18 protein-coding genes are annotated in these 25,649 nt (G+C 61.1%); 13 read left to right on the top strand and 5 right to left on the bottom strand.

What is annotated here, in order from left to right; translation table 11 throughout:
* Positions 1-263 precede the first annotated feature (263 nt).
* Positions 264-1,349: a dipeptidase gene (locus JK199_RS05015; RefSeq protein WP_212374251.1), complete on the bottom strand. Its 1,086-nt coding sequence runs from the start codon at positions 1,347-1,349 to the stop codon at positions 264-266.
* Between the two features lie 117 nt (positions 1,350-1,466).
* Here JK199_RS05015 and JK199_RS05010 point away from each other — a divergent pair, with 117 nt between their 5' ends.
* A complete protein-coding gene (locus JK199_RS05010; protein ID WP_408742330.1) occupies positions 1,467-2,261 on the top strand; it encodes an exodeoxyribonuclease III in 795 nt (264 codons plus the stop codon).
* 71 nt (positions 2,262-2,332) lie between these two features.
* On the opposite strand, the gene JK199_RS05005 is transcribed toward JK199_RS05010, so the two are convergent.
* Positions 2,333-6,730 carry a translocation/assembly module TamB domain-containing protein gene (locus tag JK199_RS05005; protein WP_212374247.1) on the bottom strand — a complete coding sequence of 1,466 codons (4,398 nt, stop codon included), beginning with the start codon at positions 6,728-6,730 and terminating at the stop codon, positions 2,333-2,335.
* A complete protein-coding gene (locus JK199_RS05000; protein WP_212374674.1) occupies positions 6,730-8,616 on the bottom strand; it encodes an autotransporter assembly complex protein TamA in 1,887 nt (628 codons plus the stop codon). Before JK199_RS05000 ends, JK199_RS05005 begins: the two co-directional genes overlap by 1 nt.
* Before the next feature lie 334 nt (positions 8,617-8,950).
* Between JK199_RS05000 and JK199_RS04995 the strand changes: the two genes are divergently transcribed.
* The 8 genes from JK199_RS04995 (at position 8,951) to JK199_RS04960 (ending at position 20,134) form a co-directional block, all read left to right on the top strand.
* Positions 8,951-10,027, top strand: a complete 1,077-nt coding sequence (locus tag JK199_RS04995) for a lysophospholipid acyltransferase family protein (protein ID WP_212374245.1) — start codon at positions 8,951-8,953, stop codon at positions 10,025-10,027.
* Positions 10,028-10,120: 93 nt separating this feature from the next.
* Positions 10,121-11,539 (top strand): tRNA (N6-isopentenyl adenosine(37)-C2)-methylthiotransferase MiaB, encoded by a 1,419-nt coding sequence (gene miaB / locus JK199_RS04990; protein WP_212353653.1) that lies wholly within the window; start codon positions 10,121-10,123, stop codon positions 11,537-11,539.
* Positions 11,536-12,633 (top strand): PhoH family protein, encoded by a 1,098-nt coding sequence (locus JK199_RS04985; RefSeq protein ID WP_179194548.1) that lies wholly within the window; start codon positions 11,536-11,538, stop codon positions 12,631-12,633. Before miaB ends, JK199_RS04985 begins: the two co-directional genes overlap by 4 nt.
* Positions 12,617-13,156 (top strand): rRNA maturation RNase YbeY, encoded by a 540-nt coding sequence (gene ybeY, locus JK199_RS04980; RefSeq protein WP_086655301.1) that lies wholly within the window; start codon positions 12,617-12,619, stop codon positions 13,154-13,156. Before JK199_RS04985 ends, ybeY begins: the two co-directional genes overlap by 17 nt.
* Positions 13,153-14,097 (top strand): hemolysin family protein, encoded by a 945-nt coding sequence (locus JK199_RS04975; RefSeq protein WP_212359093.1) that lies wholly within the window; start codon positions 13,153-13,155, stop codon positions 14,095-14,097. Before ybeY ends, JK199_RS04975 begins: the two co-directional genes overlap by 4 nt.
* A gap of 70 nt (positions 14,098-14,167) precedes the next feature.
* Positions 14,168-14,794, top strand: a complete 627-nt coding sequence (locus JK199_RS04970; protein ID WP_212353657.1) for a thioredoxin domain-containing protein — start codon at positions 14,168-14,170, stop codon at positions 14,792-14,794.
* A 41-nt stretch (positions 14,795-14,835) separates the two neighbouring features.
* Positions 14,836-19,362, top strand: a complete 4,527-nt coding sequence (locus tag JK199_RS04965; protein WP_212374243.1) for an AAA family ATPase — start codon at positions 14,836-14,838, stop codon at positions 19,360-19,362.
* Positions 19,363-19,375: 13 nt separating this feature from the next.
* A complete protein-coding gene (locus JK199_RS04960) occupies positions 19,376-20,134 on the top strand; it encodes a hypothetical protein (RefSeq protein WP_237388708.1) in 759 nt (252 codons plus the stop codon).
* 51 nt (positions 20,135-20,185) lie between these two features.
* Here JK199_RS04960 and JK199_RS04955 read toward each other — a convergent pair whose 3' ends face one another.
* Entirely contained in the window at positions 20,186-21,703 is a 1,518-nt protein-coding gene (locus JK199_RS04955) for a succinate CoA transferase (protein ID WP_212374241.1), read from the bottom strand.
* 265 nt (positions 21,704-21,968) lie between these two features.
* Between JK199_RS04955 and JK199_RS04950 the strand changes: the two genes are divergently transcribed.
* The 4 genes from JK199_RS04950 to gltA all read left to right on the top strand — a co-directional run bounded on the left by JK199_RS04950 (position 21,969) and on the right by gltA (position 25,108).
* The gene (locus JK199_RS04950) at positions 21,969-22,712 is read left to right on the top strand and encodes a metallophosphoesterase (RefSeq protein ID WP_025829375.1); all 744 of its coding nucleotides are present in this window, start codon (positions 21,969-21,971) and stop codon (positions 22,710-22,712) included.
* 80 nt (positions 22,713-22,792) lie between these two features.
* A complete protein-coding gene (locus JK199_RS04945; protein ID WP_179194549.1) occupies positions 22,793-23,110 on the top strand; it encodes a chorismate mutase in 318 nt (105 codons plus the stop codon).
* Complete coding sequence (locus JK199_RS04940; protein WP_212374239.1) at positions 23,107-23,634, top strand: SixA phosphatase family protein; 528 nt, start codon at positions 23,107-23,109, stop codon at positions 23,632-23,634. The genes JK199_RS04945 and JK199_RS04940 overlap by 4 nt, the downstream gene beginning before the upstream one ends.
* 163 nt (positions 23,635-23,797) lie before the next feature.
* Positions 23,798-25,108 carry a citrate synthase gene (gene gltA / locus JK199_RS04935; RefSeq protein ID WP_025828158.1) on the top strand — a complete coding sequence of 437 codons (1,311 nt, stop codon included), beginning with the start codon at positions 23,798-23,800 and terminating at the stop codon, positions 25,106-25,108.
* Positions 25,109-25,407: 299 nt separating this feature from the next.
* Here gltA and JK199_RS04930 read toward each other — a convergent pair whose 3' ends face one another.
* A complete protein-coding gene (locus JK199_RS04930) occupies positions 25,408-25,647 on the bottom strand; it encodes a hypothetical protein (protein ID WP_025828157.1) in 240 nt (79 codons plus the stop codon).
* Between the last annotated feature and the right edge of the window lie 2 nt (positions 25,648-25,649).

Raw genomic sequence — 25,649 nt, 5'->3', positions numbered from 1 at the left:
GGCGCTCTTTCGAGAAAATAATTTCATCCACTGATTTTGTGGATAAGTCTGTGGATCAGCCGGGCTTGACACCCCGAAATCCGCAGATTTCCCGTGCTCCTGACGCATTGCATATTTTTTAGCCAAACAAAGCAACCTATTGATTTAAAACAACTTTATATCGCATGTTGCGTAACCACTCCGCCACACCCGCAGACTTTATGGAAAATAAAGTCTGTCAAGGGTGGAAGTGGACAAATGCCCTAAAAATCCGGCTGTGGTTTTCAGCCAATTGTCCCGGTTTGTTCTGCCACGGCCTCCGCCTGCCCCAGCAGACGCATGAAGTTTCCGCCCCAGAACGCCGCAATCTCACTTCTGTCATACCCGCGGCGCAGGAGTTCCGCCGTCAGGTTCACCCCCTGCGTGGCGTTCTGCCAGTCCGCCAGCGAACCGCCGCCATCAAAGTCTGATGAAATCCCGACATGCTCCACGCCAATGCGGCGCACCACATAGTCAATATGGTCCACAAAATCGGCCACACCGGCTGAACGGGGCGCCTCGCCGTCGCGCGGTTTCAGGAACGCAGGCATGGCGGTAATCTGGATTACGCCGCCGCTGGCCTTTAACGCATCCAATTGTTCATCATCCAGATTGCGCGGGTGGTCACACAAGGTCCGCACACAGGAATGGCTGGCCACAACCGGCACAGCGGACGCCGCGACGGCCTGCAACATGGTCTTTTTAGACGCGTGCGAGACATCAATCAGCAGACCAAGGCGGTTCATGTGCCGCACAGCCTCACGCCCCAGAGCAGACAGTCCGCCGTGGTTTTCCGGCTTATCGCCCAGACTGGGGCGATGCACCGCCGCATCTGCCAGCGCATTATGTCCGTTATGGGTCAGCGTGACATACCGAGCACCTCTGGCCCGGAACTGCGCCAGAACGGCCGGGTCATCCCCCATGGCGTAACCATTTTCCACGGCCGGAATAACGGCCAGCACGCCTGCTTGATATGCGGCCTCAATTTCCGCCACCGTGGAGCAGACACGTGCCGTAACGCCGTTCTGGCTGCCCTGCATCCCGTTGATCACATCCAGCATGGCCAGACACTGCGCCTGTGCCTCCGCATGCCCTTCGGCATCTACCTTTGCCTGCGCGATATAGGCCACAAAGCACCCGGCGGACATGCCGCCCTTCTGCATTTTGGGCAGATCAACCCGGCGGGCCTCCGTATCCTCAAAGGCGTCTCCCCGGTCCGGCCAGGGGATATCAATATGGCTATCCAGCGTGAACAGCGCGCGATGCAGCGCCTCGGCTTCGGCGGAAGGAGCAGGAGTCTGGCCCGTATGAGCCTGTGAGGAAGACGTCATGAGAGAAAAATGGTCCTGTCAGTCAAGATTACAAGGCGCACGCCCCGCCGCGCCTTTGCTTTATATGTGGCTGTTTTTTCTTGCTCCGCAAACCCGGATGCGCAATGGCTCATGCCCATGCGACTTGTGACATGGAACATCAATTCCCTCCGCCTGCGCCTGCCCCGGCTTGATGATCTGGTGGCCGCACTGGCCCCCGATATCATCTGCCTGCAGGAAACCAAGGTACCAGACCCGCTCTTTCCGGAAGAGGCCGTACGGGCTCTGGGCTTTGAGCATCTGCATTATAAAGGGATGAAGAGCTACAACGGCGTGGCCATTCTCTCCCGCCATCCCATCACCCCGGTGGAGAATCTGCCGGGCTGGTATGGCAAGGAAGATTGCCGCCATGTGGGGGCTGTCATCAGCACACCCTCCGGCCCGGTGGAACTGCATGATTTTTATGTGCCTGCGGGCGGTGACATTCCGGACCCGGACACCAACCCCAAATTTGCGCACAAACTGGCCTTTGTGGAGGAAGTGACCGAGTGGTTTGCTGGCCGCAAGCCCGAACGCGCCATTCTGGTAGGGGACCTGAATATCGCTCCGCTGGAACATGACGTCTGGAGCCACAAGCAACTGCTCAAAATCGTCAGCCATACCCCGCCCGAGACCGAGCGGTTAAACCGCTGGCTGGAAACCGGCTTTGTGGACGCCATGCGGCATTTTGTCCCGCCGCAGGAAAAACTTTATACATGGTGGTCCTACCGCAACCGGGACTGGCAAAAATCCAACAGGGGCCGCCGACTGGACCATGTGTGGGTCACCCCCGATCTGGTGCCGAACCTCAGCGGCATGACCGTGGTGCGGGAAGCGCGTGACTGGGTCAGCCCTTCCGACCATGTGCCCGTGATGGTTGATTTCCAGTTTTAAGCCAGCCTTATCCTTGAAGAGAGCCGTTCCCGGCCTCTCTTCAAGGTCCCTCTGCCGTCCATGCACCCACCTCAGTAGCGATACTGCCAGAGCAGCCCCACGCTGCTGCCGGGGTCATTTTCCGGGGTGGTAAAGCCCGTCACGTTGCCGCCCGTGCCGACTGTGGTGTTCAGCTTGAGATGTTTGGTCAGGTCAACTTGCACCTGCGCCTGTGTGCCAGAGCCAGAGGTCGCCTGCTTGGCCCCCACATACACGCCGCGCATCACATATTTCCCGGCTTCCACCGTGGTACCGCCATTCCCCACGCCAGACCCGCCACCAACGGCCAGACGGTCCAGATGCAGGGTTTTGCGCAGGGTGCCCATCGGGTCAAACGTCGTCACACCCGTCAAGGTCGCCAGTGCCGTGCCAAGTTCCACCATCTGGGTGGAGGAGAGAGAGTGCGCATCCGTGCCAAACAGCAGCATGGCCAGAACCTGATCCTGCGGCAGAGACGGGATGGATTCAAAGCTGATTTTCGGCGCGCTGGCATAGCCGCCCACCTTCAGCATCGCTGTTTCCCCGTTCACGGCGCGGTCTGCTTCAAAGTCCAGCGTGGGGTCCAGCTTGTGGTCCACGCTGCTGCCGTTAAAGGCCACGCGCCCCTTGGTGAAGTTGAGGGAAATCCCCGCCAGATCAAAATTCCCGCGCTTGAGGTCAAACCCACCGCTGACGAGAGGAGCCGTACTGGTGCCTTTTACCTTCAGTCTGCCAGCCATTTCCGCATCCAGACCATGCCCGCGCACAAAGAATTTACCCGGCGATGTCAGTGTCAGATCCAGTCCGATCACGCTGGCCGTCGCGCTTGTGGTTGCGGCTTTCTCAGCCTCTGTTTTGTCACCCGGGCGCACAACATCCAGCCGCGCGACAGACGACGGCAGGGAGTTGGGGATATTGATTTCCACTTTCCGCAGATCAACGTTGCCGACCACATCCATCCGGCCTGCCGCCTGACCTTTAATGGTCATGTCCGAATTCATGATGGCCGTAATCAGATCACTGGAGACCGGCCGCGCATCCCGCGCCACAAAATGAATATCGACCGGCAGACCGGGCGCCAGCACACCAACTGAGCCCGTCACACCCATCGTGCCGTCGCCCGCTTTGGCGGTCAGATTCTGGATAACAATGCTGTTGCCCTGCCCGACAATACGCCCGTTGATGGCGGACAGATGCACGCCCTGCGCAAAATCCTGAAACTCTGCGTTTTGCAGGTCTACGGTGCCTGCAATCCGGGGAGCCGCCAGCGTGCCCTCCGCCTGCAAGGCCAGTTGTACCTGCCCCAGAGCCTGCCGCGCCTGCGCGCCCAGATAGCCATTGGCAATGGCCAGATCCAGATGCCCGCTAGTCCGCAGACTGATCGGCCCGGTGCTGGTCAGCGGCGCTGTGCCATTTACACCCAGCGCCAGCTTTGCCCCGGCATCCGCCTGCATTCTGACTTTGGCGGATGTCCCGGCCAGATCAGCCGTTGCATCCAGATGCAGCGGCGGCAGAGACGCCGCGGCAGAGGCACCCTGCATCCGCAAACCATTCCCCGACAGATGCACCTGCCCCTGCGGGCGCTCCATCGTGCCGCTTACTTTGGCCTGCATCGCAAGCGTTCCCTGCGCATGCAGGTCAGGCATAAAGGGGTGCGCCAGTGCGGGTGTCAGATTCCGCACATCCACCGTGGCCACAAGTGTGGGCTTGATACGGCCTGCAATATCCGCCGTTGCCGGTTCCGCCCCCTGCGTTCCCAGCGTCACCCGCAGCCGGTCCACCCCCATGGTCTCCCCAAAGGAGATAAGGGCCGGAGCCAGAAGCCGCAGATTTTCCTGCTTTGCCGTTGCCGCAAGCTTTTGCAGACGCACCTGTTTGGCAGGCAGGTTCAGCAGAGCGGCCGTATCGAGAGAAAGCGGGCTGCCAGACCATGTGGCCGGGCCGATCTGGGCCGTCAGCGCCATCGCATTGTCCGGCCCTCTGGCCGTTACCCGCGCCTGCCCGGTCATTCCTGCCGCAGCAAGGCCACCGAGCTTCAGGGTAAGGTCCGCGTCAGGGTGGGCTGCCGGGTCTTTCACCGTCCCGGCCAGAGAGAGCGTGCCAATTCTGGCCTGCGGCATAGCCACATTGCCATCCAGTTTTAACGCGACCAGCGGCTTCTGATTAAGCTGTGTGGTTTTAACGGATGCCGCCAGCGCGCCGGAAATCGGCTGACCGATGACGTCTTTCAGGTCTGCCAGACGCCCTATTTTGACATCCAGCGTGCCCAGCGGAACAACCTCACCCGCCGCCAGAGACAGTGCGCCTTGCCCCTGCACGCTGTTCCATGAGAGTTTTTTCAGATCAATCTGGCGCGCACCCGTCTCATCCTGCGCCAGCGCAACATTCAGCAGCAGCGGCGCACGATTGACCGACCCATGCGCTTCAACCGTTCCCGCAGGAGCGGACGGCAGATGCGCCACATCCGCATCCAGCACCACCTGGCCACGGGACATGGTTGCCGTGCCGGGGTCCCCTTCCAGATGGAGCTTAGCGGCAAAATCCTGCATCAGCCCTTTGGCCGAGAGCGCAAGCGTGACACCGCCCCGCAGGGAGGGCAGCGCCCGGGCCAGATCCGGCAGCGCCAGAGTGGATGTCACATCCAGATCCTGCCCGGTATTCACCCGACCCTGCGCCTTGAGGTGCAAGGCCTGCCCGTCGACAGTCAGGGACGCCAGATCAATCTGCTGCCCGGCAGCCTGCGCGGCAGGTTTATCCGACTTTTTCGCCCCCTCGGTCTGCTTTGCCTCCGCACCGGAACCCGCAACACCTGACGGGACAGGCTGTGCCGCATCTGGCTGTTTCGGCGTGACGGCGGGAGTGTGCGCAGACGCAGAGGCATCCGGGGCCGATGCCGGAGCGGAGGCCGAAGAAACTGAAGCGGCAGCCCCCGGTGCTGTATTGGGCCGCATAGTGGCTGCCAGCGCAAACGTGCCTTTGGGGCCGATCAGCCCCACGGCCTGCGGCTGGCCGCCGGAAATGGCCAGTGTGCCATCAGCTTTCAGGTGCGTATCACCCTCTGCCTGCGCAGGCAGGTCAAACTGCGCGGTCATTCCGGCATTGCCCTGAAGCGGCGTGCCCGCCACCTGCCCGATGGGGCGCAGGTCCGGCAGGCTCAGCGTCAGAGTGCCACGCTGGGGGGATGCTGTCAGAACGGAGCCTGTCAGATGCAGAAGCGGATGCGAGATATCCAGTTGCAGTGGTTTGCCCGCCGGTTGCGGGGAGAGTTTTGCATCAAGCTGCACCGGAGCAGAGGCCAGCAGATTTGGCGCACTTCCCGGTATCCGCACACCATCCGCCGTCATCACCAGATGCAGCAGATCCTCAACACCCGCCTGCCCGCTCTGGCCGGTAAAGTTTGCCTTCAGGGTGCCCACAGCAGCCCCGGCGGCAGCCAGCCTGTCAACCTGAAGCGTGGCGGTGCCATTGGGCGCGGTCATTTTGCCTTTAAGCTGCGCAGCAAGGTGAATGGCATCCCAGCCGATATCCGGCGTCAGAGCCAGTTGTGGCGACTCAAACTGCGCGGACAGGCGCGCCATATCTCCAGCCAGAAGGTTCAGTTCCCCTTCTGCTTTCGCCTTTACCGGCCCCGCTGATGCAGAAAACCCCAGTGCCGCAGCGTTTGTCGGGCCTTTAATATCCAGCGCGAGAGACAGCGGCGTAAGCTGTGGCATTTTCAGTCTGGAGGCCGCAAACCCATCCGTGCCTTCCTGCGCATCCAGATGCAGGCCCAGCTTGCCGTCGCCGGTCTGTGTCGCCAGATCAATCTGCCCGGACGCATCCAGCCGTTTTACGTGCAAAGCGATGTCAGACTTCGGCAATGTAGGCAGCGTCAGCCCGTCAATCACCGGGTCAATGGAGGAGAGGCTGCCATGCCCGGCCAGCGAGAAACTGGCAGGCACGCCCGCCAGCGCCGCGCCCACGGTAATGCGCTGCACGGCCAGCGTGCGGATATCAACACTCAGCCCCAGTCTGGATTTCGCGCCTGAAGACGGGGCCGCAGGCTGCGCCGTCGGGTCTGAAACCGGCAGACGCGGAATATTCAGTTCATCCGCTTTCAGGGCATAAATCCGCGCGGTGCGCCAGACCATGCTGAGCGGAGACCAGTTGAGGTCGATATTCCGCAGGGAAAGCCAGACGCCGTCTTTGTCCTTCAGGGCGATGGAGTCCAGATGGAAATTATCCGGGAAACGGCCGGATATCCCGGCAATATTGACCATGCCGCCCGTCAGCGCTGTCGTCTGCTTCATCAGCAGCCTGCGCCCCGGCCCGGTATTCGCCCCGACCAGAATAACCCCCACCGCCAGAACAGTCACACCTGTCAGCACACCAGCGGAAAGACCCAGCACGCGGCCTGCGCGCCGCAGCGCGGAACGGCGCGGTGCGGGAGCGGTCTCGTTGTATTCAGTCATCAGAATGTTTCCCCAAGACCGATATACAGATCCCACTTGTCACCACGATAAGCGCGGTTCAGCGGCACAGCGACGTCAACACGCACCGGCCCGATGGGGGTGTAATAGCGCACACCGCCACCCGCACCCACGCGCAGAGTGCCGGTAAACGGGATACTGCTGCTGCCCACCTGCCCGGCATCCACAAACCCGGCCATCCCAAAACTTTTGAACAGCCTCTGCCGGTATTCAATGGTCCCGGCATCCAGCGACGTCCCGCCGATTGCGTAGCGCGTGCGGCCATATTGCGGCCCCACGCCCTGCCAGCGATACCCGCGCACCGTGGCGCTGCCACCGGCATACATGCGCTGGTCGGGCGGGATATCGTAAGTCGATGCGCCCTGAATACTGCCAATCATGGCGCGCAGCGCGATGATGCTGCGTCCGGGTTTGCTGATCCCCAGATGTTTGAGATCAAAATAGGTGGAGGCAGAGGCATTCAGGATCGCGAAGAAGGACGTGCCGCTCCCCTTGTTGCCCAGAGAAACAGACGGCGTGGCGTTAATGCTGGCTCTTACGCCATGCAAAGCTGGCTCAATGGGGTTCCCAACGCCAGTATTGTCAAACGTCGCACCCAGCGGTGCGGAAACAATGGTGTAATCGCGGCTCACGTTAAACTGCTCGATATTTTCCTGCTCAGCCGCCAGCCCGAAATTGACATTCCAGTGTTTATCAATCCGGCGGGTGATCCCGGCATTCACCAGAAACGCCGTCTGGCGATAGGACCAGAACAACTGCCGCAGGGCTTCAATCCGCACGCTCAGATTCTGGTTCCGGCTGTAAAAATCCGGCTTCATGAAATCGGCATACACATCATAGCCCAGCCCCTGCTGGGCGGAGCCACCAAGGCCGGTGATCAGCGCCGTCAGTTTCAGCCGCTCGGCATTGCCCAAAATATTATAGTGGGTCCACGTCGCACCCACGCGTGCCCCGAGGTCTGTTGAATACCCGGCTTCTGCCCCTACGGAGCGGCGTTTGGCTTCCTTGAAGGTAAAGTCCAGCGGCATGGTGCCGTTCACGGGCTTTGTGGAGCCATCCTTTACGCCCACGTTGGAAAACACACCCAGTGAGCTGAGATCCTGCCGGGCCGCCTCAATTTTGGAGGGCTGGTAAAGTTCGCCTTCCTGCACGGTCAGTCTGCGGCGCACAAATTTTTCATGCACCCGCTTCAGCCCGTCCACATCAATCGTGCCGATATTCAGCACCGGCCCGGCGGAGGCCGGATAGACAATGTCCAGCGTATGCGTCTGCGGCTGGAGATACGCCCGCGGCTTGTCCACCCGCGCCAGCGCGTGCCCTTCTTCCCGCCAGACATCCAGCAGGTTGCCACCACTGCCCAGCACATCCTGCGCCACAGCGTCCTGCCCGGTTTTCAGGCCGAACGCCTGTTGCTGCGCCTGCGTGAGGGCCACTGGCATATTGGTTTTGGGGTCAATGACCTTCACGGAGCCAAGATGATAAAGTGGGCCCTTCTGCACTTTGATCTCGGCGGTCACCTTCTCCCCTGCCGGGACGCTGTTTAGCCAGTCGGACAGCGCGGGAGACATCCCGTCTACCGTGACGGAGTCTTTCTCTTTGGCGCGATGCAGGAAAATCTGCACCGTGCCATCATAATAGCCGTAACTTTCCAGAGCAGAGCGCAGGCGGTCGTAGTCGTTGCGCACACGTCCGGCCAGAGCAAATGGCCCGACAGCATGGGTGGCCTGAAGGTTCAGCAGGTCAGAAGAAGACTTGAGGGCTGCATCCAGATCCGCCTGCCCGCTGCCCGCAAGCTGGGTCACGTAAGGCTGCGGGTCCGCGGCCCATGCGCAGCCTGCGGCAGCCCCCCACAGCGTAACACCTGTCATGACACGATTCGCGGTCAGCACGAGGCCATCCAGAACGCCTTTACTGCTCACCTGCACGCACCTCTGCTCTCACGGCCTGTCCTTCTCCCCTGCCCCTGCGGGCGTGCATTCCGCCATTTCACGATCCCGGCGAGCGTCATGCCGTATCACCATGACAAAAATGAGATCATTTTCAGGCTTTATGGATTTCTCCGCCCCATAGTCCCTTCTGCCATCTTGAACGCATCTTGCGAAGCACGATTGTCCGCAGGCATCAGTTCGCGTTATGAGGGCCTATGATTTGCCATTCCTGCAGCAAACCCGGTTCCTGCCCGTGCAAGGCAGCCTCAGGATCATGACGCGTAATTCCACCGCTCAGACGCGGTTTTCCGGAACCTCCGCGCCCCCGGAGCGTGATACAGTCTCCCCACTGCCCGCATGGGTGGAAAAGTGCTGCACGCTCAGGGCGCAGGTGCGTGGCGGGTTGCGGCTGGGAGCCATTACCCTGTGGGTCCCGCTCTCTGTCGGGTTTGAAGCCTGCCTGCTGCTGGTGCCCGGCACCCCAAAAATCCGCTGGACGCGGGTCATCTGGGGTGTGCTGTGCAAACTGCTCGGCCTGCGCATCCGCGTGATTGGCAAACGGGCTGGCACCGTGGGCGGGGCACGCGCCCGCGCACGGGGGGAACGCCCTGTTATTTATATTTCCAACCACTCCTCCTGGCTGGATGTGCTGGTTCTGGGCACGTTGCTGCCGTCTGTTTTTGTGGCCAAGGGCGATATCGAGAAATGGCCCGTCATGGGGCTGGTCTCCAAAATTGGCCGGACCATTTTTGTCAGCCGCCAGCGCAGCACTACCGGGCGGGAGCGGGACCAGATGATCAGCCGCATGGTGGACGGTGATAATCTGGTGCTCTTCCCGGAAGGCACATCGTCTGACGGCTCGCGCGTGCTGCCGTTCATGTCCGCCTTTTTTGCCATCGCCAGACTCCCCCGGTTGCGGAATGGCGAGAAAAGTCAGCTCCCCATTGTTTATGCGCCCGGCATGTCCCCCATCATCCAGCCTATTTCCGTGGTCTATGATGAGCTGGAGGGCCTGCCCGTTGCACGTCTGCGCCGCCCGGTTTTTGCGTGGTACGGGGATATGGATCTCGGCCCGCACCTCTGGCAGCTCGTGCAGTGGCATAATTCCCGGGCCACCGTTGTTCTGCATGAACCGCTGGACCCGGAACTTTTCCCCAGCCGCAAGGCTCTGGCGCAGGCGGCATGGAACGCTGTGGCGCAGGGGGCTGCGGACCTGCGGCAGAACCATGCAGCGCAACCGCAGCCCGGCCGGTGTGAGCCTGCGGAAATTCCGAGCAATAAACCGCACGTCACAAAACGTCTGCTTGACAGAGTGGCTCTGCATTTTGCTTCATACAGGAAGACACGGTAAGGACCCCTTCTATGGTGCATTGCCCCTCCGTTTGCGGAAAAGAGTCTTGACCTCTGGCCTGACTGGCCTGATTTCCTCCCCCTGCCGTATGGAATGGGCCTGCGGTGTGCCGGAGCCGCTGCTGTCATGACTGGACTTCCCCCTTCCTCCCCCGCCCCGCGTGGCCTGCATGTCATTACATGGGGCTGCCAGATGAACGTGTATGACAGCGCACGGATGAGCGACGTGCTGCGCCCGCTGGGATACCAGCCGGTGGAAACACCCGCCTCGGCTGACATGATCATCCTCAACACCTGCCACATCCGTGACCGCGCGGCGGAAAAAGTCTTTTCCGAACTGGGCCGCCTGAGAAAAATCAAGGAAGAGCGGGAAACAACCGGCCAGCAGACCATTATTGCCGTGGCAGGCTGTGTGGCGCAGGCGGAAGGGCAGGAAATTCTGGCCCGTGCGCCCTATGTGGATATCGTCCTCGGGCCGCAGACCTACCATCGCCTGCCGGAAATGGTTGCCCGCGCTGCCCGCGCTGGCGGCGCGGTGATTGAAACCGATTTCCCCGCAGAGCAGAAGTTTGACTTCCTGCCGGATGCCGCCGCCCCGCAGACGCCGGGCAACCTCACCGCGTTCCTCACCATTCAGGAAGGGTGTGACAAATTCTGCTCCTTCTGCGTGGTGCCCTATACGCGCGGAGCGGAAGTCAGCCGGTCCGTCACCTCTGTTCTGGCGGAAGCCCGCCGCATGGTGGAAAGCGGCGTGCAGGAAATCAGCCTGCTGGGCCAGAATGTAAACGCCTATCACGGCACCGGGCCGGATGGAGACGTCTGGGGTCTGGCAAAGCTGGCCTATGCTCTGGCCGCCATCCCGGGCCTGAACCGCATCCGCTACGCTACATCCCACCCGCGCGATATGGATGATGCCCTGATTGCCGCCCACCGCGATCTGCCGGAACTGATGCCCTACCTGCACCTGCCCGTGCAGTCCGGGTCCGACAAAATCCTGCGCGCCATGAACCGTGGCCACACAGCGGATGATTACCGGGAGATTGTCCGCAAGCTGCATGCTGTACGCCCGGACCTTGCCTTGTCTTCAGACTTTATCGTCGGGCATCCGGGGGAAACGGATGAGGACTTTGAGGCCACCATGCAACTGGTGCGGGATGTCACCTTCGCACAGGCCTATTCCTTCAAATATTCCCAGCGCCCCGGCACACCGGCCGCCGGTGCCCCCCTGCAGGTGCCCGAGGATGTGAAGGACGCACGTCTTCAGGCTTTGCAGGCCCTGCTACGTGAGCAGCAGGATGCCTTCAATCAGTCTCTTGTCGGGCAGACAGTCTCTGTTCTGTTCACATCAGAGGGCCGTAAGCCCGGCCAGATTGCGGGCCGCACGCCGTGGCTCCAGCCGGTGCATGTTGCCGGAACACCGGACCTGATTGGCCGTGAAGTGCCTGTCCGGATTACCGAACGTCTGACAAACTCCCTGAACGGCATTCTGGAAGAGGAGACCGTTTACGCTTGAGCACGACCGACCAGCCCCTGACCTCCGCACCGGAAAAACCGGTTACCCTCTTATTTGAAGATAACGCGCTGCTGGCCCGGCTCGTGGGGGACCATGACCGCAATCTGCGCCATATGGAGGAAGGGCTGGACATACAGGTTGCCCATCGCGGCAACCGGATTTCCATCCGCGGCACACCGGCGGATGTCGCCATTGCCCGCACAACGCTGAGCACCCTTTATCAGAAACTGGCCGCCGGGGGCATGGTGGATGTCAGCACGCTAGAAGCTGTCATCCGCATGACCCAACTGCGTGAAAGCACAAGGCACACCGATATGCAGCGTTCAGCCCCCGCTCACCAGACCACGCACGCCACCTCCCACACAGACTCTGCCGGGACGTTCCCGGCCCTGAAAATGCGCCATGGCGTGATTGAACCCCGCTCCCCCGGTCAGGCCGCCTACATGCAGGCCCTGGCCAAAAAGGAGATGGTGTTCGGCATCGGGCCTGCGGGGACCGGCAAAACCTATCTGGCCGTGGCGCAGGCCGTCGCCATGTTGCAGGCAGGCTCCGTGGACCGCATCATCCTCTCCCGCCCGGCGGTGGAAGCCGGGGAACGGCTGGGCTTTCTGCCCGGTGACATGAAGGACAAGATCGACCCCTACCTCCGCCCGCTTTATGACGCCCTGCACGATATGCTGCCGGGGGATCAGGTCATGCGGCGCATGGCCGCAGGGGATATTGAGGTCGCCCCGCTGGCCTTCATGCGCGGGCGCACGCTCTCCCACGCGTTTGTCATTCTGGATGAAGCCCAGAACACCACCATCGCGCAGATGAAGATGTTTCTGACCCGTCTCGGGCCGGGCTCCCGCATGGTCATTACCGGGGACCTTACCCAGATCGATCTGCCCACGGGCACCACATCCGGACTGAAAGATGCTCTGGAAACGCTGAAAAATGTCAGCGGCATCAGCATCACACAATTTGACGCAGCAGATGTGGTGCGGCACAGACTGGTCGCGCGCATTGTAGAAGCGTATGATGCAAGGACGACGGCTCTCAGGGGATCGCCCCGCAATAACGGCCGTCAGGAGAACAATGGAACCGCCAAGTAGCACAAGCCACGTTCACGCAAGGAACGTGGCTGGCCCGGAAAATCCTGCCTCAGCGGGCTTTTTCCCATCCTGCGCGTTTGAAGAAACGCCCGAAATTCTGATAGAAGACCGGCGCTGGCACTGTTACGTGCCCCGGCCGGAGCAGGTCATACGCCGCGCACTGGCCGCCTGTGAGGGCTATGGCCGCCAGCCCGGCAGCGTTGTGCTCTCAACAGACCGCGTGGTGCGCGTTCTTAACGGGCAGCATCGCGGCAAGCACCGCCCCACCAATGTTCTGACCTTTGACCCACCCCCCGGCATTCCGGGCGGCGATATTATTCTGGCGCTGGAAACCGTGCTGCGGGAAGCCCGGCAGGCAGGCAGGCCGGTCAGTGACCATCTGGCGCATCTGATCGTGCATGGCAGCCTGCATCTGGCTGGCTATGACCATCATCAGGCGGGGGAAGCCCGCGAAATGGAAATGCTGGAGGCGCGCCTGCTCTCCCGTCTGCATGTTCCTAATCCATGGAAACCACGGGCATGAGCGAGTACGACTCTTCACGGTCTGAGGGGCAGGATACGCCGTCCCGCGGCCTGTTCTCCTTTTTAAGCCGCAAGAAGCAGGCCCCCGGCCTGCGCAGCTCCATCGCCGCCCTCGTGCAGCAGGCCGCCAACGAATCGGAAACACCGGAAGGTGAAAAACCGGAACTGGACCGGCAGGAACGCGTGCTGATTGCCAACATCCTCCGGCTGAGAAACATCTCGGCGTATGATGTAATGATCCCGCGGCCCGATATTATCGCCATGCCGGTTTCCATCAGTCTGGATGATGCTCTGGCCATGATGCGGCGGGAAAACCACTCGCGCATGCCGGTCTACCGTAACCAGCTCGATGATATTGTCGGCATGATCCATGTGAAGGATCTGATCGCCTATGTCGGCACCAGTGAGGCGTTTGACATCGAGCTTCTGCTCCGCCAGCCGCTGATGATTGCCCCGCAGATTCCCGTAATGGACCTGATGCTGCAAATGCGCCTGCGGCAAACACATCTGGCGCTGGTGATTGATGAATATGGCGGTGTGGACGGTCTGGTCACCATTGAGGATCTGATTGAAACCATCGTCGGTGATATTGCCGACGAGCATGATGAACCCGCCGCCACCATGATCACGGAGCGGCCGGACGGCACCTATGACGTGGATGCCCGCTGCCCGGTGCAGGAATTTGAACATCAGATTGGCGCGATTCTCACCGCGTCCGAAAAAGAAGCGGAAATCGAGACCATTGGTGGCCTCGTGTTCCGCATGGCAGGCCATGTGCCAACCCGCGGAGAAGTGCTGACGCACGAAAACGGGTATGTCTTCCGGGTGCTTGATGCGGATGCCCGGCACATCCGCCGGGTGAGGGTGCGTAAACTGCCAAACGCGGCAGACCCCACCGGCAACACGGGCGAGAGTAACGCCGAGACAACGCGTACGGGTTGACGAACAGGCTATTCTGCCGTCAAGCCTAAGTCTGTACTCTGTTCAACCAGTCATGAAACCGGGATTGCCCATGTCCTTTTCACGCCGCTCTCTTCTTGTCACCGCTGGTACAGCTCTGGCCGCCACGGCAACGCATGGCCTGGCCTTCGCCGATACGGCAACCGGGGCAGACCCGCGTATGACAACGCGCCAGCTTGGTGACCCGAACGCAAAGGTGGTGGTGGAAGAATGGTTCTCCCTCACCTGCATTCATTGCGCCCACTTCTCTGAAAACACCTTCCCGCTGGTCAAGAAAAACCTGATCGACACCGGGAAAATCCGCTACGTTTTCCATGATTTCCCGACAGATCAGCTTGCAACCGTTGCAGCCATGGTCGCCCGGACCCTGCCGCCGGAACGCTATGAGCCCTTTACGGCGTCCCTGCTCGCCAGTCTGGACCGATGGGCCTACATCAAGGATAGCAGCCCGCTGGACGCCCTGAAGAAAATGGCGGCCTTCGCCGGGATGCCGGGCGACGTGTTTGATAAAACTGTCGCGGACCAGCAACTGATGCAGTTCATCCTGTCTCAGCAGACGGAAGCGCAGGACAAATATCATTTCGATTCCACGCCGACCTTCCGCTTCAACAACAAAATTCAGATCTCGAATGACATGACATACGAGGCCTTCACAAAAAATCTGGCTGACGCCAGCTGACGCGCCTCTTCTCCGTCATCCGGCCGTAAGTCCCGCCCTGCATGACCGTCCGTTTCGTCCGTTTGCGGATTGTCGGGTTCAAAAGCTTTGCTGAACCCGTCACTGTAGAAATTCTCCCCGGCCTGACAGGCATTGTCGGGCCTAACGGCTGCGGCAAATCCAACGTGGTGGAAGCGCTGCGCTGGGTCATGGGGGAATCCTCCGCCCGCTCGCTGCGCGGCGGAGAAATGGATGATCTGATTTTTGCCGGTACAGCCGGGCGGCCCGCCCGGTCTCTGGCAGAAGTGACCGTCACACTGGAAGGTACACAGGGCCACGGCCCTGCCGCCTTTGCCGATCAGGACGAACTCCAGATTACCCGCCGGGCCGAACGCGGCTCCGGCAGCGAATACCGCATTAACGGCAAACCCGCCCGCGCGCGGGATGTGCAGACTCTGTTTGCCGATCTGGCCTCCGGGGCGCGCTCCTCCGCCATGGTCAGTCAGGGGCGCGTGGCCATGCTGGTCGGCGCACGTCCGGAAGAACGCCGCTCCATTCTGGAAGAAGCCGCCGGCATTACCGGCCTGCATGCCCGCAGGCATGAGGCGGAACTCAAGCTCCGGGCGACCGAGAACAATCTGACCCGCGCGGAAGATCTGCGCCAGCAACTGGAAACCCGGCTGGGCGGTCTTGCCGAACAGTCCCGCGAGGCCAGCCGCTACCGCGAACTTTCCTCCGCCCTGCGCGATGCTGAAACCGAATTGCTTGCCGTGCTGCACGCCCGTGCCCGGCAGGCAGTTGAACGCGCCATTGAGACCGCAGCCCGCGCCCGCCATGCCCTGACAGAGCATGAGGAAGCCGCAGAAGGCGCCGTCATAACGGAATTTGAGGCCAACCAGAAACTCCCTGTCCTTCGTGCCCGCGCGGATGAGGCCCGGACCGTGCTGGAGCGCTGCCGCGTGACAGCGGAAGGTGTCACGCGGGAAGAAGAACGCGCCGCAGCACAGGCCAGAAGTGCGACAGAACGCCTCCGGCAGCACGAGGCCGATACGACCGCCGCCCAGACCCGCGTGGAAGATGCCACCAGCACGCTGGAACGCCTGAACACGGAAAAAACCGAAGCAGATGCCGCCGAGACCTCGCTCCCGCAAAGAACTGCCGAGGCAGAAACGCGCCAAACAGATCTGACGCAGGCTCTGGCCGGAAGTGAACAGACCCTCGCCCGGCAAACCGAAACACTGGCCGCCGCCCGCGCCCGCAAACATCGCGCCACGGAAGAACTGGAAACCGCCACCGCCCAGCTTACCCGTGCTTCCGACGCTGTTTCTGCTCTCCAGACCGAACTCTCCGCCCTGCAGGACCGCCTGCCGTCAGATGACAGCATGGCGGTCGCAGCAACAGCCGTGCAGGCGGCCCGCGCTGCCCAGACCGCTGCCCGCACAGCGTTTGAGGACGCTGATCGCGCCCGGTCCGAAGCCAGTGTGGCGCTGTCCATCGCCCGTAACGATGCAGAAAATGCCCGCCAGACGCAGGCTGAAACCCGCAAGGCGCTGGAACGCAGCCGCGCAAAACTCACCACCTTGCGGTCGGATCTGGCCCAGCTTGAAAAACGCCATGCGGAAACACAGGGCGCCCTGCTGGAAGACGCAGCGCTTCAGGCCCTGAAAGACAAGGCAACGCAGGCCGCCACTGCGCATCAGGCCGCCACGGTCACGCTGGATACGGCGGACGCGACCCGGCGCGAAACCTCCGCTGCCCTCACACAGGCCAGCCGCACGTTTCAGGAGCATGAAAGTCACCGCAAAACGGTGGACGCCGCCTGCGCCGCTGCGCGGACGGCTCTGCACCGCGCCCGGCAGGAAGAAGAAACGCTCACGCGGGGGCTGAAACAGGCACAGGCCGATGCCCTGCCGGAGGACACCCTCAAAGCGGCCCAGACTGCCCGCGCCACACAGGAAGACAAACTCCGCACTGTCACCGAGGCTCTGACGCAGGCAGACTCCAGTCTGGCAGAGCTGAAAACTGCCCATAACGACGCACTCACCCGCCAGAACGCTCTGCACACGGAACTCACGCGCCTTCAGGCGCAGGCCGACGGGCTGGCTCAGGCGCTGGGAACGGACACCGCCACGGCGGAAGAGCCTGTCTCCGCCCGTATGGAGATCCCGGAAGGATATGAGGCCGCTCTGGCTGCGGCTCTTTCAGAAGGGCTGGATGCTCCGGTTGCGGATACGGCTGCGCGCGGCTGGCATCTCCTGCCCCCTTCGGCTGCTCTGCCGCCCCTGCCCGGTAACGCCACGCCCCTCAAAGCTCATATTCAGGCCCCGGATGCGCTGGACCGCGTGCTGTCCTGCATTGGTCTGCTGCCGGACGGCGTGGATGGTCTTTCACTTCAGGCCGACCTCAAACCGGGGCAAAGCCTTGTCTCACGTGCCGGGGACCTGTGGCGCTGGGATGGATTTTATACCCGCGCAGGGGAGCCGGACGCCGCAACCCGCCGCCTTGGCCAGCGCCGGATTCTGAAAGAAACCGAACAGCGGATTGAAACGCTCCGGCAGGATGCGCCGAACGTTGAGCAGACTGTCGCGAAAGCAAGCGCTGCCTTGCAGGAGATGGAGCGGCAGGCCGCCGAGCATCGGGCACAGCGCGCAACGCTGGAACGCGCCTTACAGCAGGCGCGTACGCAAGAAGCAGACCTTGAGCGTCGGCACGCGGCCTCCCGTGCCCGGCTGGATGGACTGCGCCCGCAGCAGGAACGCGCCATTGCCGCAAAACAGGATGCCGAAGCCGCACTGACCGCCGCCGTAGCGGCACAGGACGCGCTCCCGCAGACGGAAGCCCTGAAAACGGCTCTGGATCAGGCCCGCCAGAAAGATTTGGCCGCCCAGCAGGCTGAGCAGCAGGCCAGAACCGCCCTGAAGCTGGCGGAACAGCAGCTTCGCTCAGCACAGGACACCCTGACCCATGCGGAAAACCAGCAGGCTACGGCCAGTTCCCGGCTGGAAACGCTTCTGCCGGAACGGGAGCGCCTGCGGCAGGATGTGGCGGCGGAAGAAACGACCTTACAGGATCTGGAAACCCGTCTGGCCGCCGGGCAGGCTGACAAGCAGATAGAAGAAACCCTGCACGCGGCCCAGACACGGCAAACTGAGGCCGAAGCCGCCTGCCGCACGGCAGAACAGGCCGCCAGCACCGCAGAAACCGCAGTGCAGCAGGCCGCGCAGCAGCACCAGACGCTGCAGGAACTCTCGCTTGAACTCCGCTCCCGTCTGGCGGCCCTCACCCCGCGTCTGGAAACACTTCAGACAGAACAGACAGAGGCTGAAGAGCTGAAAGACCGCGCCACCGCAGCACTGGAAGAAGCGGCAGCCGCGCTCCCTGAACGTGGGGAGGAAGCTCTGGACGCCCTGCGCGCACAACGGGCGGCCCTCTCTGCGGAACTGGAACAGGTGCGGGAACTCCGGGCGGCGTTGCAGGCGGAAAAAGCCACGCTAGCCAGCAAGCAGGCGTCTCTGACCGCCGCCATACAGGACTGGACCACCCGCGCGGAGAGCGCGCGCACGGACCTCACCCACGCGCAGGCTCGTCTGGAGGCCGCCCGCACGGAGCATGAAACTGTCTCAGAACTGCCCGCCGAGGCTGAGCGGCTGAAAAAAACTACCCTTCAGGCTCTGACCGAAGCCGAGACAACCTATGCCGAGGCCGACAAGGCCCGCGCGGAAGCGGAAGCAGCACTGGCGGACGCCAGTGAACAGCGCCGCAAAACCGAAGCCCAGCTCACCTCGGCGCGGGAAAACCTGCTGAAAGCAGAAGCGCGAAGCGAGCAGGCTCAGGCCATTCTTGAGCAGCTTCTGGCTGAAACCCCGGAACCGCCCCGGCCGCCCACCGGAGATCTGACAGAAGCGGCAGAGAGTGCTCTGCGCCGCAAGATCTCGCGCCTGACGCGGGAGCGGGAGGAGATGGGGCCGGTCAACCTGCGGGCGGAAATTGAGGCGGAAGAAGCCTCGGGGCAGGCCCGCACCCTTGCCGCGGAAATTGCTGACCTTGAAGCCGCCATTGCCCGCCTGCGTGGCTCTATTGGCTCGCTCAACAAGGAAGGACGTGAGCGCCTGATGGCGGTGTTTACGCAGGTGGACCAGCATTTCCAGTCGCTCTTCTCCCGCATGTTTGGTGGCGGACGGGCGCATCTGGGCCTTGTGGGAAGTGATGATCCGCTGGAAGCCGGGCTTGAAATCTATGCCCAGCCACCGGGCAAAAAGCTGGCAACTCTCTCCCTGCTTTCGGGAGGTGAACAGGCTTTAACAGCTCTTTCATTGATTTTTGCAGTCTTTCGCTGTAATCCGGCCCCCGTTTGTGTGCTCGACGAGGTTGACGCACCGCTTGACGATGCCAATGTCGGACGTTTCAGTTCCCTGTTAGGGGACATGGTTACAGAAGCAGGAACCCGTTTTCTGGTTGTTACTCACCATCAGCTGACCATGGCGCATATGGACCACCTCTTTGGTGTGACCATGCAGGAACGCGGCGTAAGCCGTGTGCTGTCAGTTGACCTTGCCCGCGCCGCCGCCATGGCCGGGCAACAGGACTAGGGATTAAAGACAGATGCCGCATCTTGATACGACATCAGACGAACCCCGAAAATCCACCGGGACCCCCCTCAAACGCTGCCTTGGCAAAGGGGCGCTGGCTGTTGGCGTGTGCATGCTGGCCTGTGCCGGACTGGTGCTGCATCAGTCCAAGGCCTATGGGCTTCTGGCGCGTATTCATCACGGGCTGATCATCTGTACCCCCGGCACGGGGCTGAGCATGACAGCAGCCTCTGCTGGCCTGCCGCACCAGAACAACCCCGGCATGCTGCGGCTTGAACTGGCGTCTCAGGATGATGGGCGTGTGATTGTTGTGCCGGGCTCAAACCCGCTGAACGAGGTTCTGGCATCTTCCCGCCGCGCGCATACGCTGCTGATGCTGGATCTGAACGATACCAACCCGACCGATGTCGCGCTGCTGGTCCGTAAAGCCAGAATGCGGGATCGGGTGGTGCTGGTTCCCTCCAGCAAGGAAACAACGGAAGTCGCCCTGCAGGCAGACCCGTCCATACTGGTCGCTATCCCCGTGCATTCCACGCGGGAGGCGTATGCCGCGCACCGCATGGCGGGGCATCACCCCTATGCAGCGTACCTCTCGCCCAACGCTGCGCCAGACCTGTTTACGCTGGTGCACCGCGATGCGGAAGCTGTGATTACGGAAAACCCGATTGCCACGAACTTCCAGCCAGATGAGTTTCTGGCTGAACGTCCGGTAGATATTGTGGTGACACCGCAGACCAGTCAGGTGCCCCGGACTCTCGCCCGGGACAGCTAAACTCAGGCGTCCGGCTAAACGCCGGCGCCCCCTCTGGCCTCACCGGCCTTTTCAGGCCGGTATCATGCTCCCCGTTTCCACAAACCGCTGGTGCCAGGACAAAGCTTCCTGCAACAGATGCGGCGTATGTTTGCCGAAGGACTCTTTGCGGGCGCGGTCAAAATAATCCTGCAACATCGGCTGGTAATCTGGATGCGCGCAGTTCGTGATGATTTTCTGCGCACGCTGCACGGGTGAAAGCCCACGCAGGTCGGCCAGACCACGTTCCGTCACAAAAATCTGGGTGTCCTGCATAATGTGGTCCACATGCGCCGCCATCGGCACAATGGCGGAAATCTTTCCACCCTTGGCTGTGGAGGGGGACAGGAAGATCGACAGGTAGGAACTACGGGCAAAATCGCCGGAGCCGCCAATCCCGTTCATCATTTTGGAACCCATGACGCGGGTGGAGTTCACGTTGCCGTAAATGTCGGCCTCAATCATGCCGTTCATGGCGATACAGCCCAGACGACGGATCACACCGGGGCTGTTGCTCACATCCTGCTGGCGCAGAATGATCTTGGTGCGGAAGAAATCCATACGGTTGTTGATTTCTTCTGCCGCATCCGGGCTGAGCGAGAAGGATGTGGCAGACGCCACCCGCATCCGGCCGGAATCCAGCATGGCCAGCATGCCGTCCTGAATCACTTCACTATAGCCGACCAGATTTTCAAACGGCCCTTCATTCAGCCCTTCCAGCACGGCGTTTGCCACATTGCCCACGCCGGACTGCAACGGCAGCAGAGACGGCGGCAGACGATTCTGCTTCACTTCATGGCTGAAGAAATCAAGCAGGTGCCCGGCAATAGCGCGTGCGTTTTCATCCGGGGCTGCGAACGGGGCATTCCGGTCCCTGTCATGCGCTTTTACCACTGCGACAATCTTGTCGGGGTTTACGCGCAGGGCTGAGCCGCCAATCCGTTCATCCGCTTTGCGGAGCGGGATAATGTCACGCGGGGGAATACCGCTGACATTGCCGTCCCAGATGTCATGAATGCCTTCCAGACCCGGATTCTGCCAGTCATTGACCTCGATAATCACCTTCTCGGCGATATCCAGAAAAGTCTGGGAATTGCCAACTGAGGATGTCGGAACAATGCCGCCATCTTCGGTAATGGCCACAGCTTCAACCAGAGCAATATCAAACTTGCCGTAATTGCCCTGCACCGCACGCCCGGCAACCTGGCCGAGGTGGTTATCAAAATATTCCGTCTCGCTGTTATTAATCCGGTCGCGCATGGCGGCATCGGTATTAAAGGGCGAACGGAAAGAAACGCCGTTTGCCTTGGCCAGCACGCCATCAAGCTGCGGGCCGGTAGAGGCGCCGGTAATCAGGCTGATGCGGTAGTCTTCACCCCGTGAATGGGCCTGCTCCATAAGCCCGGCCAGCGCTTCCGGCACAGCTTTGGGGTACCCTGCCCCCGTAAAACCACTGGCGCCAACCACGGCACCGGGACGGATAAGTTCGGCTGCGGCTTCTGCCGAACAGACTTTGCTACGCAGGGCGACATTACGAATGCGCTCTTTCATGAGAGGCCTTCCTGTTCTTTATTATTCCAGTTCCGACGCGAAGCGGACCAAACGGGCATGAAGCGCTCTATATCCCATCGTGCCGCTCCTTCCCACCGGCACACCTGCGGGGCCGGATGATGCGCGTAGCGTATGCAGAAAATTGCAGGCGTGGCGCGTCACATGCTTGTGCACAAAACACGCGTCCATAAAAAATTACCGTTCCTCCCTTCCCTGTGTCCGCCTGTGGCGCCTACATGGGAAGGAGAAAGGTGGATAACAGCAGATGCACACAGGCCTCTTCCCTGACGAAAACGTGAAAGCGGCAATGCGGAAAGGACTCCGCATTGTGGGAGACGTGCATGGAGACCTTCAGGCCTTTCGTCATGCTGTTGCCACCGACCGGTTTATTATCCAGCTTGGAGACCTTGTAGATTACGGCCCGGACAGCGCCGGTGTGCTGCGCCTGATGCACAGCGTGATGCAGGAAGGACGCGGCCTGTTTCTGATCGGCAATCATGACCGCAAGCTGGGCCGCGCGCTGCTGGGTAAAAAACTCCGGCCAGACCCACCGCTGGAAGCCACCATGGCCCAACTCCACCGGCCGGAAAACGCGGACGTGCTGGAGTTTGCTCTGGACATGCTGGAAGCCGCCCCCGCATGGCTGGTGCTGGGCCGGATGCTCTTTGTCCATGGGGCGTTTGATGTCCGAATGCTGATGGAACCGCCCCCGCCCGCTCTGGGCCGCGTGACGTTCCTGCTCTCCCGCGCGCTGTTCGGGGAAACGACCAGCCGTGTCCAGAAAGATGGCTTCCCCGAACGCTGCCTGAACTGGGTCAACCATATTCCCACCGGCTATACGGTCTATTGCGGGCATGATCAGCGGTCTACCAACGGCTGCCCGCTCACCATCCCCGGCCGGGCCGGAGGGCAGGCAATCTTTACAGATACCGGTGCGGGCAAAGGCGGCCATCTGGCGTGGCTGGACGTGCCCGCTAACTTTTTGGAAGAATCAGCTCCCGCCATGTAAGAGTGTTTCGTGCAATAGCCTTGCAAGACACACTTCATTACAGTGCCAGACAGAAACAGAAACAAAGAACCGTGCAAACCGTGACCGACCAGCCCTCCCCGACTGATGCCCTGCTGGACCTCCGTCGCAGCATCGACAATATCGACGCAGCCCTTGTTGCCATGCTGGCGGAACGCTTCCGCTGCACCAAAGCCGTAGGGGCGCTCAAAGCCCGTTACGATATGCCCCCGGCTGACCCCGCCAGAGAGGCCCGCCAGATTGCCCGCCTGCGCACACTTGCGGAAGATGCGCATCTGGACCCGGATTTTGCCGAGAAGTTTCTGAACTTCATTATCCATGAAGTCATCCGGCACCATGAAGCGATTGCAAAACAGTCCTCCGAATCGGCTGTAAAGTGACCCGCCGCCTCCTTCTGCTGCGGCATGCTGAAGCCGCCAGCCCTCCGGGGGGTGATTTTAGCGAGGAGGCCGATCTGGCCCGTTCGCTGACAGCAGAAGGACGGCTGGCCGCGGGCCGCTGCGGCGCATGGCTCCGGGCGCGCGCACTGGCCCCTGACCTTGTTCTATGCAGTCCGGCCCGCCGCACGCGGGAGACGCTGGCAGCACTGGCCCCTTTCCAGCCGCCTCCGGCGCTCCCTACCCGGTTCTGCCCTGAAATTTATGAAGCGCCGCCTGCCGCCCTGCTGGCCTGTATCCGGCAAGCCCCGGCAAACGCCTGCACAGTTCTGCTTGTAGGGCATAATCCCGGCATTTCCGCGCTGGCCCGCTGGCTGGACCCGCAGGCCGAAGTGCTGGAACAGGGATTCGCAACAGCCTCCCTCGCAGTCTTCCGGATGTGGGGGTCTGAAAGTGCGGAAGAGGCAGCGGACTGGGCGGGGTGCGATGCCACAAGCCTGACCCTAGACACATTCGCGCGACCCTGAGGGCAGGAAAGCGCAGTTTTCCAAGCATGACCCGTTTTGATAACGCGCGGTTTATCACCCACCAGCTTCCTGTTTCTTTCTGGATCGGTGAGAAGAGTCACACAGCAGGCCGCACGTCAGTCAGCCAGTCAGGCAGCGGCTCTCTAATGCAGAAGGAAACATCATGAGCGCATCGCAGAATGAAGGTCAGCGGTCTGACGCAACCCTGTCACTCGGTGGGCGGACGGCGAGTTTGCCGGTCCTTTCCGGCACACTCGGGCCAGATGTTGTCGATATTCGCAAACTGCCGGCCGATATGGGCGTGTTCACCTATGACCCCGGCTACGGCGAAACAGCATCCTGCTCCAGCAAAATCACGTTCATTGACGGCGATAAGGGTGTTCTTCTCCATCGCGGCTATCCCATTGCCCAGCTTGCAGAACATGCATCCTATGAAGAGGTGATCTACCTGCTTCTGAACGGTGAGCTGCCGAACAAAGCCGACTACGAGAAATTCTCCAACACCCTGACCAATCACACACTGCTGCATGAGCAGATCCGGAACTTCTTCAATGGTTTCCGGCGTGATGCCCACCCGATGGCCATTCTCTGCGGCACAGTCGGTGCCCTCTCCGCATTCTATCCGGACGCCAGTGACATCGCGATCAAATCCAACCGCGAACTGGCAGCCATGCGGCTGATTGCCAAAATCCCGACCATTGCGGCATGGGCCTACAAATACACGCAGGGCGAAGCCTTTATCTATCCGCGCAATGACCTGAACTACGCGGAAAACCTGCTCTCCATGATGTTTGCAAGGGTGTCCGAACCCTACAAAATCAACCCTGTTCTGGCCCGCGCCATGAACCGGATTCTGATCCTGCATGCCGACCATGAGCAGAACGCCTCTACCTCCACCGTCCGCATGGCCGGTTCCACCGGGGCCAACCCGTTTGCCTGTATTTCCGCAGGGATCGCAGCCCTCTGGGGGCCCGCACATGGCGGCGCGAACGAGGCAGTCCTGAAAATGCTGGCCAGCATTGGCAGCAAGGAAAATATCCCTGACTTCATCGCCAAGGTGAAAGACAAATCCAGCGGCGTGAAGCTGATGGGCTTCGGCCATCGCGTTTATAAAAACTTCGACCCCCGCGCCAAAATCATGCAGCAGACCTGCCATGAAGTGCTGGGCGAACTCGGCATTAAAGATGATCCGCTGCTGGATCTGGCCATTGAACTTGAGAAAATCGCGATCAACGATGAGTATTTTGTGCAGCGGAAACTCTACCCGAACGTCGATTTCTATTCAGGCATCATCCTGAAAGCCATGGGCATTCCTACCAGCATGTTCACCGTGCTGTTTGCCGTGGCCCGCACTACCGGCTGGGTCAGCCAGTGGAAGGAAATGATTGAGGAACCGGGCCAGCGTATCTGCCGCCCCCGCCAGCTCTATACTGGCTCCCCGCAGAGAGACTTTACAGGGTTTGACAAACGCTGAGGCTCTTCTGAACCTCCTCGTTTCAAAACACCCGACAGATTTTGCGCCCGCACTGCAATAGCATGCGGGCGTAAAACATTTCTACGCCGGGCTCTGCGTCACCGCACCGCACGATTTCACCGCATACGACTGAGAGTTGAGCGCATCATACGTCAGCAGACCTGTACAGAGGCAATGGCCCGACTGACAGATTTTGAAGCACGGCCTTCTACCTTGCCCCAAATAACAAAAAAGCCAGACCGGACTTGCCGATCTGACCTCTTTCAGACACCCACGTGCAGCCTTTCCGGCTGAGGGATTTAGTCGCAGTCACACCCTTTTGTCGGCGCTTTTGATTCACGCACAACATGATGGTCAATCCATTCTGACACCAGACGACGCGCTTCATTCAAAGACGCTTCAGGATGATGAATGCGATACAGGGTTGTGCAGGCATGGAACGCAGTCACATCCTCAGTGCCAACGTCCCGTAGCTCCTGATACGCCGTGACGACAGCTCGCTCGCATTTACGCGCGATCCGACTTAGTTCAACAGCCACAG

It is taken from the genome of Acetobacter persici (genome assembly GCF_018256955.1).
Classification (GTDB): Bacteria; Pseudomonadota; Alphaproteobacteria; order Acetobacterales; family Acetobacteraceae; genus Acetobacter; species Acetobacter persici.
This window is presented reverse-complemented; position numbering and strand designations above follow the sequence as displayed.

Coding starts and splice junctions, on each gene's coding strand:
- JK199_RS04970 (WP_212353657.1), top strand. CDS start 14,168: ATGTCCTTTTCACGCCGCTCTCTTCTTGTCACCGCTGGTACAGCTCTG.
- JK199_RS05000 (WP_212374674.1), bottom strand. CDS start 8,616: ATGACAGGTGTTACGCTGTGGGGGGCTGCCGCAGGCTGCGCATGGGCC.
- JK199_RS04965 (WP_212374243.1), top strand. CDS start 14,836: ATGACCGTCCGTTTCGTCCGTTTGCGGATTGTCGGGTTCAAAAGCTTT.
- JK199_RS04960 (WP_237388708.1), top strand. CDS start 19,376: ATGCCGCATCTTGATACGACATCAGACGAACCCCGAAAATCCACCGGG.
- JK199_RS04975 (WP_212359093.1), top strand. CDS start 13,153: ATGAGCGAGTACGACTCTTCACGGTCTGAGGGGCAGGATACGCCGTCC.
- JK199_RS04955 (WP_212374241.1), bottom strand. CDS start 21,703: ATGAAAGAGCGCATTCGTAATGTCGCCCTGCGTAGCAAAGTCTGTTCG.
- gltA (WP_025828158.1), top strand. CDS start 23,798: ATGAGCGCATCGCAGAATGAAGGTCAGCGGTCTGACGCAACCCTGTCA.
- JK199_RS05010 (WP_408742330.1), top strand. CDS start 1,467: ATGCGACTTGTGACATGGAACATCAATTCCCTCCGCCTGCGCCTGCCC.
- JK199_RS04950 (WP_025829375.1), top strand. CDS start 21,969: ATGCACACAGGCCTCTTCCCTGACGAAAACGTGAAAGCGGCAATGCGG.
- miaB (WP_212353653.1), top strand. CDS start 10,121: ATGGGCCTGCGGTGTGCCGGAGCCGCTGCTGTCATGACTGGACTTCCC.
- JK199_RS05015 (WP_212374251.1), bottom strand. CDS start 1,349: ATGACGTCTTCCTCACAGGCTCATACGGGCCAGACTCCTGCTCCTTCC.
- JK199_RS05005 (WP_212374247.1), bottom strand. CDS start 6,730: ATGACTGAATACAACGAGACCGCTCCCGCACCGCGCCGTTCCGCGCTG.
- ybeY (WP_086655301.1), top strand. CDS start 12,617: ATGGAACCGCCAAGTAGCACAAGCCACGTTCACGCAAGGAACGTGGCT.
- JK199_RS04995 (WP_212374245.1), top strand. CDS start 8,951: ATGACGCGTAATTCCACCGCTCAGACGCGGTTTTCCGGAACCTCCGCG.